At 64.3% G+C, this 13972-nt stretch carries 12 protein-coding genes; 2 read left to right on the top strand and 10 right to left on the bottom strand.

The genetic code is table 11. From position 1 onward, the window contains the following. Positions 1 to 68: 68 nt before the first annotated feature. Complete coding sequence (locus tag ABIB00_RS25885) at positions 69 to 1418, top strand: 8-oxoguanine deaminase (protein ID WP_354045201.1); 1350 nt, start codon at positions 69 to 71, stop codon at positions 1416 to 1418. A 112-nt stretch (positions 1419 to 1530) separates the two neighbouring features. On the opposite strand, the gene ABIB00_RS25880 is transcribed toward ABIB00_RS25885, so the two are convergent. From ABIB00_RS25880 to ABIB00_RS25865, 4 genes are all read right to left on the bottom strand, one after another. After that, complete coding sequence (locus tag ABIB00_RS25880; protein WP_354106313.1) at positions 1531 to 2607, bottom strand: BMP family ABC transporter substrate-binding protein; 1077 nt, start codon at positions 2605 to 2607, stop codon at positions 1531 to 1533. A 78-nt stretch (positions 2608 to 2685) separates the two neighbouring features. After that, positions 2686 to 3603 (bottom strand): ABC transporter permease, encoded by a 918-nt coding sequence (locus ABIB00_RS25875; protein WP_354106312.1) that lies wholly within the window; start codon positions 3601 to 3603, stop codon positions 2686 to 2688. Next, on the bottom strand, positions 3590 to 4681 hold the full coding sequence (locus tag ABIB00_RS25870; RefSeq protein WP_354106311.1) for an ABC transporter permease: 1092 nt from the start codon (positions 4679 to 4681) through the stop codon (positions 3590 to 3592). The genes ABIB00_RS25875 and ABIB00_RS25870 overlap by 14 nt, the downstream gene beginning before the upstream one ends. Beyond that, the gene (locus tag ABIB00_RS25865; RefSeq protein ID WP_354106310.1) at positions 4665 to 6236 is read right to left on the bottom strand and encodes an ABC transporter ATP-binding protein; all 1572 of its coding nucleotides are present in this window, start codon (positions 6234 to 6236) and stop codon (positions 4665 to 4667) included. Before ABIB00_RS25865 ends, ABIB00_RS25870 begins: the two co-directional genes overlap by 17 nt. A gap of 571 nt (positions 6237 to 6807) precedes the next feature. On the opposite strand from ABIB00_RS25865, the gene ABIB00_RS25860 reads away from it, so the two are divergent. Then, positions 6808 to 7917 carry a hypothetical protein gene (locus ABIB00_RS25860; protein WP_354106309.1) on the top strand — a complete coding sequence of 370 codons (1110 nt, stop codon included), beginning with the start codon at positions 6808 to 6810 and terminating at the stop codon, positions 7915 to 7917. Between the two features lie 161 nt (positions 7918 to 8078). Here ABIB00_RS25860 and ABIB00_RS25855 read toward each other — a convergent pair whose 3' ends face one another. Genes ABIB00_RS25855 through ABIB00_RS25830 form a run of 6 tightly spaced genes read right to left on the bottom strand, consistent with a single transcriptional unit; the run spans position 8079 to position 13951 of the window. Then, positions 8079 to 8564 carry a nucleoside deaminase gene (locus ABIB00_RS25855; RefSeq protein WP_354106308.1) on the bottom strand — a complete coding sequence of 162 codons (486 nt, stop codon included), beginning with the start codon at positions 8562 to 8564 and terminating at the stop codon, positions 8079 to 8081. A gap of 13 nt (positions 8565 to 8577) precedes the next feature. Then, positions 8578 to 10110 carry an ABC transporter ATP-binding protein gene (locus ABIB00_RS25850; RefSeq protein WP_354106307.1) on the bottom strand — a complete coding sequence of 511 codons (1533 nt, stop codon included), beginning with the start codon at positions 10108 to 10110 and terminating at the stop codon, positions 8578 to 8580. Continuing rightward, positions 10107 to 10790, bottom strand: a complete 684-nt coding sequence (biuH, locus tag ABIB00_RS25845) for a biuret amidohydrolase (protein WP_354106306.1) — start codon at positions 10788 to 10790, stop codon at positions 10107 to 10109. Before biuH ends, ABIB00_RS25850 begins: the two co-directional genes overlap by 4 nt. 11 nt (positions 10791 to 10801) lie before the next feature. Then, on the bottom strand, positions 10802 to 11728 hold the full coding sequence (locus tag ABIB00_RS25840; RefSeq protein WP_247443862.1) for an ABC transporter permease: 927 nt from the start codon (positions 11726 to 11728) through the stop codon (positions 10802 to 10804). A gap of 1 nt (position 11729) precedes the next feature. Next, positions 11730 to 12842, bottom strand: a complete 1113-nt coding sequence (locus ABIB00_RS25835; RefSeq protein WP_354106305.1) for an ABC transporter permease — start codon at positions 12840 to 12842, stop codon at positions 11730 to 11732. Beyond that, positions 12839 to 13951 (bottom strand): BMP family ABC transporter substrate-binding protein, encoded by a 1113-nt coding sequence (locus tag ABIB00_RS25830; protein ID WP_354106304.1) that lies wholly within the window; start codon positions 13949 to 13951, stop codon positions 12839 to 12841. The genes ABIB00_RS25835 and ABIB00_RS25830 overlap by 4 nt, the downstream gene beginning before the upstream one ends. Positions 13952 to 13972 lie beyond the last annotated feature (21 nt).

Genomic DNA, 13972 nt, shown 5'->3' with positions numbered 1-13972 from the left:
CTGGAAGGCGTCCGGCCGGCTTCCGCATGGGGCGGCCGCCGTCTACGGATGTGAGGAGGAGCGGGATCATGAGCGATGCAAAGCCGATCTGGATCAGGGATCCCCTGGCTATCCTGGCCGACGGGGCCGAGCGCGGGGTCGTGGTGAAGGACGGTCGGATCGTCGAACTCGTGCCGGCCGGCGGTGTACCCGCAACCGCGGATGTTGCGGTGTTCGATGCTGGCGACCACGTCGTGCTGCCGGGACTCATCAACACCCATCACCATTTTTACCAGACGCTGACACGGGCGCTGCCGGCGGCGATGGACCGCGAGCTGTTTCCCTGGCTCCAGGCGCTCTATCCGGTATGGGCGAAGCTGACGCCGGATGCGCTCGAGCTCGCTGTCACGGTGGCGATGTCGGAGCTTCTGCTCTCCGGCTGCACCACCACGACGGATCATCACTACGTGTTTCCGGCGGGGCTCGAAGACGCCGTCGATATCGAAGTCGGAGTCGCAAAACGGCTCGGCGTGCGGGTACTGCTCACGCGCGGCTCGATGAACCTGTCGCAGCGCGACGGCGGCCTGCCGCCCGATAGCGTCGTGCAGGATGAGGACACCATCCTCGCGGACAGCGCGCGCGTGGTCGCCAGGCACCACCAGCGCGGCGCGGATGCGATGGTGCAGATCGCGCTCGCACCGTGCTCGCCCTTCTCGGTGACGACGTCCCTGATGCGCGCCACCGCCGATCTCGCCGGCAAGCTCGACGTGCGCCTGCATACCCATCTCGCCGAGACCGAGGACGAGAACAAATTCTGCCAGGAGATGTATGGTTGCCGTCCGCTCGATTATCTCGAGCAATGCGGCTGGCTCAATGCGCGGACGTGGCTCGCCCATGGCATCTTCTTCAACGCCGAGGAGATGAAGCGGCTCGGCAAGGCAAAGACGACCATCAGCCATTGCGCGTGCAGCAACCAGATTCTGGCGTCCGGCGGCTGCCCTGTCTGCGAGATGGAGGAGGCCGGTGTCGGCATCGGCATCGGCGTCGATGGCTCGGCCTCGAACGATGGATCGAACCTGATGCAGGAGGTGCGGACCGCCTTCCTGCTGCAACGGGCGCGCTACGGGGTGACGAAGGTCAGCCACAAGGATGCGCTGCGCTGGGCTACCAAGGGGTCGGCGGCGTGTGTGGGCCGGCCGGAACTCGGCGAGATCGCGGTCGGCAAGTCTGCCGATGTCGCGTTGTTCAGGCTCGACGAATTGCGCTTCTCCGGCCACGGCGATCCGCTGGCCGCACTGGTGCTGTGCGGGGCGCATCGGGCCGACCGGGTGATGGTGGCGGGAAAATGGGCCGTGATCGACGGCGCGATCCCGGGGCTGGACGTCCCTGACCTCATCCGCCGCCACAGTTCGGCGGCGCGGACGATGCAGGCGGGATAACATCCCGGCGAAAATAAAAAGAGGGGGCGACCACAAGTGCCGGGTGCTTCTGGCCACCCCCTCCGAACCTCCTCCGGGAGGAGCAGGTGATTTAGGCAATGCAAGAAGCGTGCTACTTGCCCGGCAGCTTGTCGTCGATGCCCTTGACGTAGAAATTCATGCCGAGGATCTGGCCGTCGTCGAGATTTGCGCCGCCCTTGCACTCGACCGGCTTGCCGTCCTGCCCAACGACCGGGCATTTGAACGGATGCAGCTTGCCCGCGGTGATCGCGGCCTGGGCATCCTCGGCGATCTTCTTCACGTCGTCGGGCATGTTGGTGTAGGGCGCCATCGCGAACATGTGGCTGTCGAGGCCGCCCCAGGTGTCCTCGGATTTCCAGGTGCCGTCGAGTTCTGCCTTGACGCGGGCGATGTAGTAGGGACCCCAGGTGTCGAGGATCGAGGTCAGCTGGGTCTTCGGCCCGAACTTGATCATCTCGGAATCCTGGCCGAAGGCGAGCTTGCCGCGTTCGCTGGCGATCTGCATCGCCGCCGGCGAATCCGTGTGCTGCATGATGACATCAGCGCCCTGGTCGATCAGCGCCTTGGCAGCGTCCGCCTCCTTGCCCGGATCGAACCAGGTGTTGGCCCAGATGATCTTCACCTTGATGTTCGGGTTGATGGTCTGCGCCGCCAGGATCGTCGCATTGATGCCAGCGACGACCTCCGGAATCGGGAACGAGCCGATATAGCCGAGCACGCCGGACTTCGACATCTTGGCCGCGATCAGGCCCTGGATGTAGCGGCCCTGGTACCATTTGGCCGAGTAGGTCGACATGTTCGGATTGCGCTTGTAGCCGGTAGAGTGCTCGAAATGCACGTTCGGGTATTTCTTCGCGACCTTCAGCGTCGGATCCATATAGCCGAACGACGTCGTGAAGATCAGCTTGTTGCCGGCGCGGACGAGCTGCTCGATGGCCCGCTCGGCGTCGGGACCTTCAGGCACGTTTTCCAGATAGGTGGTCTCGATCTTGTCGCCGAGCTCCTTCACCAGCGCCTGGCGTGCCAGCTCATGCTGATAGGTCCACCCGAGGTCTCCGATCGGACCCAAATAGATAAAGCCGACTTTCAGCTTGTCGGCGGCGGAGGCTGCACTGACGCTTCCGGCGAGCAAAAGCCCGGCAGCCAGCGCAAGAAGTGATTTCCTCATCATCAATCTCCAAACATCAGGGGAAAGCCACGATCCGCAACGTGCGCGCCCCATCGCGCACGCGGCAGAAATGAAACGCTAGCGATCCGGCACGAACACGGTGCCGAGCGCGGCCGGCGCGGTCGATCCGCCGGTGCGCGCGCGGGAGAGCAGGACCAGCACGATGACGGTCGCAAGGTAAGGCAGCGCCGACATGAACTGCGAGGGAATGCCGACGCCCCAACCCTGCGCGTGCAGTTGCAGGATCGTCACCGCGCCGAACAGGTAGGCGCCGACCACGAGTCGGCCGGGCCGCCAGGACGAGAACACCACCAGCGCCAGCGCGATCCAGCCGCGGCCTGCAGTCATGCCCGGAATGAAGAAGGGCGTATAGGCGAGCGGCAGATAAGCGCCGGCAAGTCCGGCGCAGGCGCCGCCGAACATCACGGCCAAGGTACGAATGCGCAGCACGGGATAGCCGAGCGCATGCGCGGAGACGTGGTTGTCGCCGCAGGCGCGCAGGATCAGCCCCGGTCGCGTGCGGTACAGGAACCACCAGACGCCGACGACCAGCGCCAGCGAGAAATAGATGAAGGCGTCCTCGCCGAACAGCACGCGACCGATCAGCGGGATGTCGGTCAAACCGGGGACGTAGAGATGCGCTGCCGGCGTGATGCGCTCGCCGACGAAGCCAGCGCCGATCAGGCCGGACAGACCGACGCCGAGGATGGTCAGTGCGAGACCCGTCGCAACTTGGTTGACCGCAAGCCCGAGCGCCATCAGCGCGAAGACCAGCGACATCATCGTGCCGGCGACGATGCCGAACAGTGCGCCAATAAAGATCGAGCCGGTCAGCCACGCACCTGCAAAGCCGCAGGCGGCGCCGACGATCATCATGCCCTCGACCCCGAGATTGAGCACGCCGGATCGTTCGGTCACGAGCTCGCCGGTCGCCGCGATCAAGAGCGGCGTCGAGGCGGCGAGCACCGCGAGGATGATGGCTTCAACCAGTTCCACGAGCCACCTGTCGGTTCGGGAACACCAGCTTGAAGCGGTAGAGGATGAGGGAATCGCAGGCGAGCACGTAGAACAGCAGGATGCCCTGGAAAACCTTGGTGACGTCCAACGGAATCTTCATTGTGATCTGTGCCTGCTCGCCGCCGATAAAGGTCAACGCGAGAAAAAGGCCTGCAATTAATATTCCAAGCGGGTTCAATCGGCCGAGGAAGGCAACGATGATCGCGGTAAAACCGTAGCCCGGCGAGATGCCGGGCTGGAGATGCCCGACCGGTCCTGCCACCTCGATGATACCGGCGAGGCCCGCGAGCGCGCCGGAGACCGCGAAGGTCAGGATGACCAACTGATTGGAATTGAAGCCGCCGAACCGCGCGGCGCGGGGCGCTGCACCGACCACGCGAATCTCGAATCCCTTGATGGTGCGTCCGAGCAATATGGCCACCGCCGCGACGACCAACAGCGCGACGATGGAGCCGAGATGCAGCCGGCCGCCTTCGATCAGCAGCGGCACCGTTGCGACCGGATCGAACTCGGCCGTAGTCGGGAAGTTGAAACCGTGCGGATCGCGCCAAGGCCCGCGCACGAGATAGTCGAGGAAGAGGTCGGCGACGTAGACCAGCATCAGGCTGGTCAGGATTTCGCTGGCGCCGAACTTCACCTTGCAGATCGCCGGGATCAGCGCGTAGAGCGCGCCCGCTGCGGCGGCGAGCACAAGCATGACCGGCAGCACCCAGACGCCGGCGTCGGTGCCTTGCGTCTTCACTGCAATCCAGCTTCCGGCGACCGCGCCGATCAGGAACTGCCCTTCGGCGCCGATGTTCCAGGCATTGGCGAGATAGCAGAGCGACAGCCCGATCGCAATCATCACCAGCGGCGTCGCCTTCACCGCGATTTCCTGGAGCGAATAGCTGTCGGTCAAAGGCGCGATGAAATAGGCGTGCAGGGCGAGCAGCGGATTCTTGCCGAGGATCGCGAACAGGATGACCATCGTCACGATCGTGAGGCCGATCGCGATCAGCGGAGAGATCAGTGCGATCGTGTTGGAGCGTTCCGCGCGCTTCTCAAGCACCAACTGCATGCACGGCCTCCTCCGGTTCCAGCGTACTGCCGCCCATCAACAGCCCGAGTTTTTCGCGGGTCGCCTCGCTGATGGCGAGCGGGGCGGACAGATGGCCGTGGAACATCACGGCGATGCGGTCGGCGATTTCCGCGAGCTCGTCGAGGTCCTGACTGGTGACGAGCACGGCGGCGCCGGCGGTTGCAAGATCAAGCAGCGCCTGGCGAATGACGGCGGCAGCGCCGGCGTCGACGCCCCAGGTCGGCTGGCTCACCACCAGCACCGCGGGGTTGCGCAGAATCTCGCGTCCCACGATGAACTTTTGCAGATTGCCGCCGGAGAGGCTCGCGGCTTCCGGATCGCGTTTGGCCTTGCGGACGTCGAACGTCTCGGTCGTGCGATCGACGGTCTTCAGCGTCGCGGCGGTGTCGATGAAGCCGTGATGGACCATACCGCTGGCGGCGTGCCCGGTGAGCAGCGCGTTCTCCGAAAGCTTCATGCGCGGCGCAGTGCCGTGGCCGAGCCGCTCTTCGGGAACGAAAGCCGCGCCGAGCTTGCGGCGCTGCGTGATCGAGAGGTGGCCGGCAGCAAGGCCTTCGATCACGATCGTGCCGGGGTCCCTCGACAAGCGCTCGCCGGACAGTGCAGCGAACAATTCGTCCTGGCCGTTGCCCGCGACTCCGGCAATGCCGAGGATTTCGCCACCCTTCAGCTCGAACGAGATATGCTCGAGCCGCACGCCATGCGCCTCGCCAGGAGCGAGCGTGAGGTCATTGACGACGAGGCGCGGCACGGTGGTCTTCCGGCCGGCGGCCGCTTTCACTTGCTTGACCTCGCCGCCGACCATCATGCGCGCGAGCGAAGCGGCGGTCTCAAGCCTGGGATTGCACGTCTCGACCTTCTTGCCGCCGCGCAGGATCGTCGCGGTGTCGCACAGGCGCTTCACCTCTTCGAGCTTGTGGCTGATGTAGAGGATGGCGCGGCCTTCGGCCTTGAGCCGCTCCAGCACGATGAAGAGCTGGTCGGCTTCCGGCGGGGTCAGCACCGCGGTGGGTTCGTCCAGGATCAGGAATTGCGGATCCTGCATCAGCGCACGGACAATCTCGATGCGCTGGCGCTCGCCGACCGACAATTGCCAGACCTCGCGTTTGGGATCGAGCGGCAGACCATAAGTCTTCGACACCTGCTCAAGCCGTGCCGAGATGTCCTTGAAAGACTCTCTCCCATCGAGGCCGAGCGCGACATTCTCGGCGACGGTGAGATTGTCGAACAGCGAGAAATGCTGGAACACCATGCCGATGCCGCGACTGCGAGCTTCCGAGGGACCGGTCAGCGCGACCGGCTTGCCGTTCCAGAAAATATCGCCGGCGCTGGGCTGGATCAGCCCGTAGATCGCCTTGACCAGCGTCGACTTGCCGGCGCCGTTCTCGCCCAGCAGCGCGTGGATCTCTTTCGGCCAGATATCGATGTCGATGGCATCGTTGGCGAGGAAATCCCCATAGCGCTTGGTAAGCCCGATCGTCCTGAGGAGCGGGGTTTCGCCGGAATGCAGGCCGTTAGTCGTTGGATCCAACATTCGCTGATGCGCTTGCACGGGGTGAAGTGCCTCAATAGTGGGCTAGTTTGAACCGTCGCGTAAGGTGTGAAAAAGCGTCATCCCTTGCTCAACGCTTCGGCAGGCAGGTGGTGTCGGCGAGCCGCTGCTTTCGCCGGGCGGCGATCGACCTCAAATGCTTCCCGAACAGCCTTTGCAGCGCCGGCTCGCGTGTGACGTCTGTTGCAAATTTGTGACGGATCAAACCAAATCGGAACCCGCTATGCAGGCTTGACGTGAACTTGAGCAGAGACGCGTCATCACGCGTATGCATTTGCGAACACCGCGACAGTAGCTCCCGCCATCGTGTCTGCCTTGTCCGCTCGACATGAAAGGCAAGCGAAATCAAATGGGAATTTCCGGCAATGGCCGCTCTCGCCTGACCGCGTGGCGGTGAGATTGGTCCTCCAAATTCGCCGGTGAAACGCAGCCTCCTGGGCAAACAAGCGGCATGCCTTGAAACAAGTTGAGGCTTCTCACTCCGGGAGATCGGCGCAAGTGTCGCACCAAGGGACGCTCATTTTTGCGTGTCCAAAATTTGGGGGTATTCAGGATGTCGTTTCGTTTCAAGGCAATTGCAGCAGGGGCGCTGTCACTTGCCACGCTCGCTACCGGTGGCCTGGCTCAGGCAGCGGATCTGCCGGTCAAGGCTGCCAAGAGGGCGGCGGACCTCCCGTTCTTCCTGGTGATCGACGACCGCGTCACCTTCTCCTACATTTTCAACGCCTCGCAGCCCGGTGCGTTCACCAACACCAACGGCGTGATCAACGCCAAGACGACGAAGCAGGTCTACTCCTTCACCCATTTCGATGCCTGGGCTTACGGCACCAACTTCTTCACCATCTCGATGTTCAAGTCGGACCACAACGATCCGGCGGCCCCCTGCACCGCCACAGGCGTGATCGTTTCGCCGGCTGCGGGCTTCGCAGCGACGCCGGCGAGCTGTGCCGGCGCGACAGAAATCTATGGCCTTTTCCGCTCGACCTTCGGTTGGAACGAGATCTTCAACACCAAGGCCTTCACGCAGGGACCGCTGCACAACATCTCGTTCGAGGTTGGCATGGATGCCAACACGGAGAACCGGTATTTCGGCGCCGCCAAGCGCGACGTCGTCGCCGGTCTGCAGTTCGCCTTCGACCTTCCCTACAAGGGCTATTTCAACGTAGCGCCGCTGGTGTACTGGGAGTTTGCCAACCACAACTCCTTCTCGCAGTGCGGCGCCGGTTGGTCCGCGCCGTGTATTGCCGACGGCAACACGTCGTTCAAGCCAACCTGGGCGATCGAGACCAATTATTATATGGACCTCGGCTTCCTGCCGCCGAACATGCAGTATTTCTCGATCAGCGGCCGCGCCGGCTGGTACGGCAAGAAGGGAACAGACACCGAGCCGCTTCCCGCCAGCGTCGCCAACGGCGTCTATCCCACCAAGGTCGAGTTCAACTCCGAGCCGATCCGCCTGACCCTCGATGCCTCGAAGGCGGTCTGGGGTGAGAAGTATTCGCACTTCGTGGACGTCTGGGTCGCCTACCGCTACTGGCAGAACAAGTTTGGCCTCGATCACAACAACGCCGTGGCCTGCACCACCCTGGCCGGTGGGGCAAAGGTGAGCACCGGGTCCTGCACCGAGTCCTCGCTCTACTCCGGTGTCACTGTGAAGTTCTAGCCACCTGACACTCTTCGGCTGAACGACGATGACGCCGCGTCAAACCTCTGCGGCGTCATCTTCGTTTGTGGATAAGGAAAGTAGGGTGGATTAGTTAGCACACGGCTGCGCGAAGCGCAGTCCGCTGGCGTAAGCCCCCAACGAAGTTGAACTCTTGTTTGCTACTTCGTCCACACGCCGTCGTGCAGCGCTTCGGCCTCGTCTTCGAGCAGTGGCCCCACAACCTCCGTCGGCCGTTGCCCGCTGGCAAAGACCTCGCGGCAGGGCAGGTCGAGTGTCGGGTTCTCTGGATGGTCGCCGGTGATGCCGCGCAGGCGGTGCTCGCTGAGGCCGTAGACCACACGGCTGATGCCGACCCAGTAGATCGCGCCGGCGCACATCGCACAGGGCTCTGCGGAGGAGTAGAGCGTGGCCTTCGCCAGCACCTCGCGGCCGAGCGTACGGCAGGCCTGCGTCGCCGCGAGACGCTCGGCATGCGCGGTGCCATCGTGATTCGGCATGTAGCCGTTCTCGGTCTCGATCAGCACCTTGCCGTCGGCATCGACGACGATGCAACCGAAGGGATGGTTGCCGTGGGTGAGGGAACGGCGGGCGACCGCAAACGAAAGGCGGAGGAAGTGTTCGTCGCGCTCGGATGCGCCGCTCATCGCTCTTCCCTGGTCAATGCCCCGCCATGTGTCGGCCGACTACGGTGAGATCGGCCTCGCTGGTCCGTGCTTCATACACGAATTCGCCGTGGAACATCACCACCAGCCGGTCGGAGAGTTCCAGCAGTTCGTCGAGATCCTCGCTGACCAGCAGCACAGCGGCGCCGCGATTGCGCGCGGCCATGATCTCGGCATGGATCTGCGCCACCGCGGCGAAGTCGAGCCCGAAACAGGGATTGGCCGCTATCAGTACTTCGACCTTGCTGCCGAGCTCGCGGGCCAGCACGGCGCGCTGGACGTTGCCGCCCGACAGCGCCGAGATCGGCGTCTCCGGCGTGCGGGTCTTGATCTTGTACTGGGCTATCTTCTTCCTGGCGTCGTCGCGAAAGGCGCCGCGGTTAAGCCACCAGCCGCCGCTGGCGAACGGCGCGCGGTCGAACTCGCGAAAAGCGATGTTGTCGGCGACGCTCATGCCGCCGACGCAGGCGTTCTTCAGCGGCTCCTCGGGCAGGAGCGACATCTTGTGGCGGCGCATCTCCTCGCGGCTGGCGCGATAGGGATCGCCAGCGACGCGGATCTCGCCGTTCTCGGCTTCGCGCTGGCCGGCCAGCACCTCGACCAGCTGGCGCTGGCCGTTGCCGGAGACGCCGGCGATGCCGACGATCTCGCCGGCACGGACCGTGAGCGAGACGTCGTGCACAGCGATGGCGCCGGCGTCGTCGAGCGCGCGCAGCTCCGCCAGTTCCAGCCTCGCCTTGCCGGCCTCACCGGTGCGCGGCGGCTGTATCGTCAGCTCCTCGGCGCCGATCATGGTGCGCGCCATCGCGTCCGGCGTCAGCTCGGAAACCTTGCCCGCTCCGGCGAGTTTGCCGCGGCGCAGGATCGTGACGTCGTCGGCGAAGGCCATGACCTCGCGGAACTTGTGCGTGATCATCAGGATGGTCAGCTCGCCCTTGACGACCATGTCGCGGAGCATGCCGAGCACTTCGTCGGCTTCCGCGGGCGTCAGCACTGAGGTCGGCTCGTCCAGGATCAGGAAGCGGCGCTTCAGGTAGAGCTGCTTGAGGATCTCGCATTTTTGGCGCTCGCCGGCCGAGATGGCGGAGACTTTTGCGCCGAGCGGCACCTTGAACGGCATGCGGGTCAGAAAGGCCTCGAGCTCCTTCATTTCCTTCGGCCAGTTCACCACGGCCGGTACGTCGTCGCGCGCCAGCACCAGATTTTCGGCGACCGTCATCGCCGGCACCAGCGTAAAATGCTGGTAGACCATGCCGAGGCCGAGCGCGTGGGCGTCCTTCGGATTGCCGATCGCCTGCTCGCGCCCGCCGACGAGAATGTCGCCCTCGGTGGCGTGATAGTAACCCATGATGCATTTGACCAGGGTCGACTTGCCGGCGCCGTTCTCGCCCAGCAGCGCATGGAACGAACCCGGCCGCACCTTCAGTGCGACATTGTCCAGCGCCAGGAAATCACCGAAGCGCATGGTCATGGCGATCGCGTCGACACCGAAGGCGCCTGACGGCGGTGGTGTTTCGCCGATGATCACGAAATCGCCCCGATGAAGGCGCCTGACGTCGAGACCGCGCCAAACACGCCGCCCTGCATCTTGATCATCTTCAGCGCGTGCTCGTGGTTGCTCCTGTCGGTCGCACCGCAGCAATCGTGCAGCAGCACGCATTCGAAGCCGCGGTCGTTGGCCTCGCGCATGGTGGTGTGAACGCAGACGTCGGTGGTAATCCCTGTCAGCACGATATTCTCGATGCCGCGCACGCGCAGGATCAGCTCCAGGTCGGTGGCGCAGAACGAGCCCTTGCCGGGCTTGTCGATGATGGGTTCTCCGGGGAGGGGCGCGAGCTCCGGGATGATGTCCCAGCCGGGCTCACCGCGTATCAGGATGCGGCCGCACGGGCCGGGATCGCCGATGCCGGCGCCGATCTGGCGCGAGCGCCAGCGCTTGTTGGCGGGAAGATCGGAGAGATCGGGACGATGGCCTTCGCGGGTATGGATGATGTGAAAGCCTTGGGCACGCATCGCCGCGAGCAGCTTCTTAATCGGCTCGATCGGCGCCCGCGTCAGTGAGAGATCATAGCCCATCTTGTCGACATAACCGCCGATGCCGCAGAAATCGGTCTGCATGTCGATGATGATGAGCGCGGTGTTCTCGGGGCGGAGATCCCCGTTATAGGGCCAGGCATAGGGCTCGGACTTGATGGTGCGCTCGGGCATGATTTCGCTTCCTAGCGGGTGATCGACAATTCGGCCGGGGCTCCGGTCAGCGTTCGCTTCGGCGAGCAGGTGATGATCATAATCGCCAGCGTCAGGATGTAGGGCGCGGCGTTGAAGAGGTGGTAGCCGGAGGTGACGCCGACCGATTGCAACGCCGGTCCCAGCGCCGCGGCGCCGCCGAAGGCGAGCGAGGCCCAGAGACACAGCAAGGGATCCCACCGCGCGAAGATCACGAGCGCCACGGCCGTGATGCCCTGGCCCGAGGACAGGCCCTCGTTCCAGCTTCCGGGATAGAACAATGACAGGAACGAACCGCCGATGCCGGCGAGGAAACCGCCGACCATGGTTGCGCGCAGGCGGATCAGCAGCACCGAGTAGCCCATGGCACGTGCGGCATCCGAGCTTTCGCCGGCGGTGCGGATCAACAGACCCCAGCGCGTGGTGCGGAAGGCCCAGTATAGGATCGGGGCCAGCGCCACGCCGATCAGGAACATCACATTGATGCGGAGCGCGGCGCGAAGCTGCGGGATATCGCTCCACCAGCCGAAATCGATCGCTGGCAGCCGCGGCGCGGTCGGTTCGATCAGCGGCTTGCCGAGATAGAAGGCGAGCCCGGTGCCGAACAGCATCAAGGCGATGCCGACGGCAATGTCGTTGACGCGCGGCAGCGAACAGATGCCGGCGTGCAATGCTCCCAGCAATGCGCCGGTGATGCCGGCGGCGAGCACGCCCAACCACGGCGATCCCGTGAGATAAGAGATGCCGTAGGCGCTCATCGCGCCCATCACCAGCGTGCCTTCAAGGCCGAGATTGATGCGGCCGGAGCGCTCGGTGATGCATTCCCCGAGGCTTACGAACAGGAACGGCGTCGAGACGCGAATGGCGCCGCCGAGCACGGCGAGCGGGACGGTCCAGAGTCCGATCGAGCCGTCTGCCATTTCACGACTTTCCCTTCAGAAATCCGATGCGGCCGTAGAGCGCATCGCTGGCCAGCACGAAGACGAAGATAATGCCTTGCAGCACCAGCACGGACGCATCCGGCAATCCGAGGCGGCGCTGCAACAGCCCGCCACTGGCGCTGATGCCACCGAGCAGGATCGCGACGGGGATGATGGCGAGCGGGTTTTGCCGCGCCAGGAAAGCGACGAGAATGCCGGTGAAGCCATAGCCCGCCGCAAGGTTGGCGTTGGCGCGTCCCTGCACGGCGGCGACCTCGACCATGCCGGCAAGGCCCGCGGCGCCGCCGGCGAGGAAGCAGATGGTCAAAATGAGCTTGCTGACGCCGAGGCCGACGATCCTCGCGGCGCGGATGTTGCCGCCGGCAACCCGCGCGGCGAAGCCGAACACGGTGTGATAGATCAGGATGTAGGCGGCGACCGCGGCGATCAGGCCGAACACGAGGCCCCAATGCACATCGGTACCGGGAATGGAGCCGATCATGTTGGCCGCGCCGATCTCGCGGGTCGAGGGCTTGTTGAGGCTGGCAGGGTCGCGCATCGCGCCTTCGACGAGATGGTTGAGGACCGCGAGCGCGATGTAAACGAGCAGCAGGCTCGATATGGTCTCGTTGACGCCGCGGTACTGCCGTAGCGCGCCCGACAGCATGATCCACAAGCCACCGCCGATGACGCCGCCGATGACCATGGCGATCTGCACGATGAGCGGCGGCATGCCCTGAAGCAACAGTGCGGCGCTGGTTGCCGAAAGCGCGCCAATCAGCAGCGCGCCTTCGCCGCCGATGATGACCATGCCGAGCTGCGCGGGAAGCGCCGTGCAGAGCGCGGTGAGGATCAGCGGCGCCGCGCGCGTCAACGTGTTCTGCCATGAGAACCAGGTGCCGAACGCGCCGTAGTACATGTAGAAATAGAGGTCGAGCGGGTTCTTGCCGGACATCGCGACGAAGATGCCGAAGACCGCGAGCGCGCCGGCCAGCGCCGCGCCCGGGATCAGGACATATTCGATCGCTCCGCCGTGACGTTGGAGGAATCCCGGATCGGCGGCCGGGGCAACAGTCCCGACCGCTTCAGTGGAATCCGCCGCCTCCGCTGTCACGAAGTCGCTCCGACCACGCCCTCCACGAGATAGTCCATCTTCTCGAGCTCGGGATCCTTCTGGCCGCGATCGGTGCCGGCCGCGATCACCGTCTTGCCCTTGTTATCGACCAGGCCTCCCTTGAAGATGGCGTAGCCGTCGCCGGACAAGAACTTGGCCTTGACGTCGTCGGCGTGCTTGCGCGCTTCGGCGGAGACCACATCGCCATAGGGCGAGGTCTTGACGATCTCTTCCTTGAGGCCGCCGCGATAGAAGTTCGGGATGCTCTCGCCGGCGGCGATCATCTTGACGAACTTCGGATAGAGCGCCTCCCAGTTCCACTCGGCGCCGGTCAGGTAGGCCTTCGGCGCAAGCGGCGACTGGTTGACGTGGTAGCCGCAGACCATGGCGCCGCGGCGCGCGGCGTTCTCGACCATGGTCTTGGGACCGTCGACGTGGCAGGTCAGTACGTCGACGCCCTGGTCGATCAGGCTGTTGGTGGCTTCGGCTTCCTTGACCGGCATCGACCAGTCGCCGGTAAAGATCACCTGCGTCGTCGCCTTTGGGTTGGCGAGCCTGGCGCCGAGTGCGAAGGCGTTGATGTTGCGCAGCACCTGCGGGATCGGTTTTGCGGCGACGAAGCCGAGCTTTCCGCTCTTGGAGCTATAGCCGGCGATGATGCCCGAGATGTACTGGGCTTCGTCGATATAGCCGAAATAGCTGCCGGCGTTCTTCGGGTCCTTGTCGCTCCAGAGGCCGCCGCAGTGCTCGAAGCGAAGCTTCGGGAACTTGTTGGCCATCTTGACCGTGTGCGGGTTGTAGTAGCCGAACGAGGTCGGGAAGAGCAGGGTGGCACCGTCGAGATTGATCATGGACTCGAGCGTCTTCTCGACCGCGTCGGTCTCAGGCACCTTCTCTTCTTCCACGATCTTGAGGCCGGGAATCTTCTTCAATGCCGCAGCGCCCTGGGCATGCGCCTGGTTGTAGCCATAGTCGTCGCGCGAGCCGACATAGATGAAGCCGATGGTCGTCTCGGCCGCGAAGGCCGGGCGGATGCCTGCCGCCGCGCCGAGGGTGAGGGCCGCACCGCCCTGCAACAAATGACGTCGTGAGATCCTGCCAAATTCCATTGCCTGCTCCCCCTGGCGGAT

The sequence above is a fragment of the Bradyrhizobium sp. LB14.3 genome (genome assembly GCF_040547985.1).
Classification (GTDB): domain Bacteria; phylum Pseudomonadota; class Alphaproteobacteria; order Rhizobiales; family Xanthobacteraceae; genus Bradyrhizobium.
Note: the sequence above shows the minus strand (reverse complement) of the source record. Positions and strands in the feature narration are given on the sequence as shown.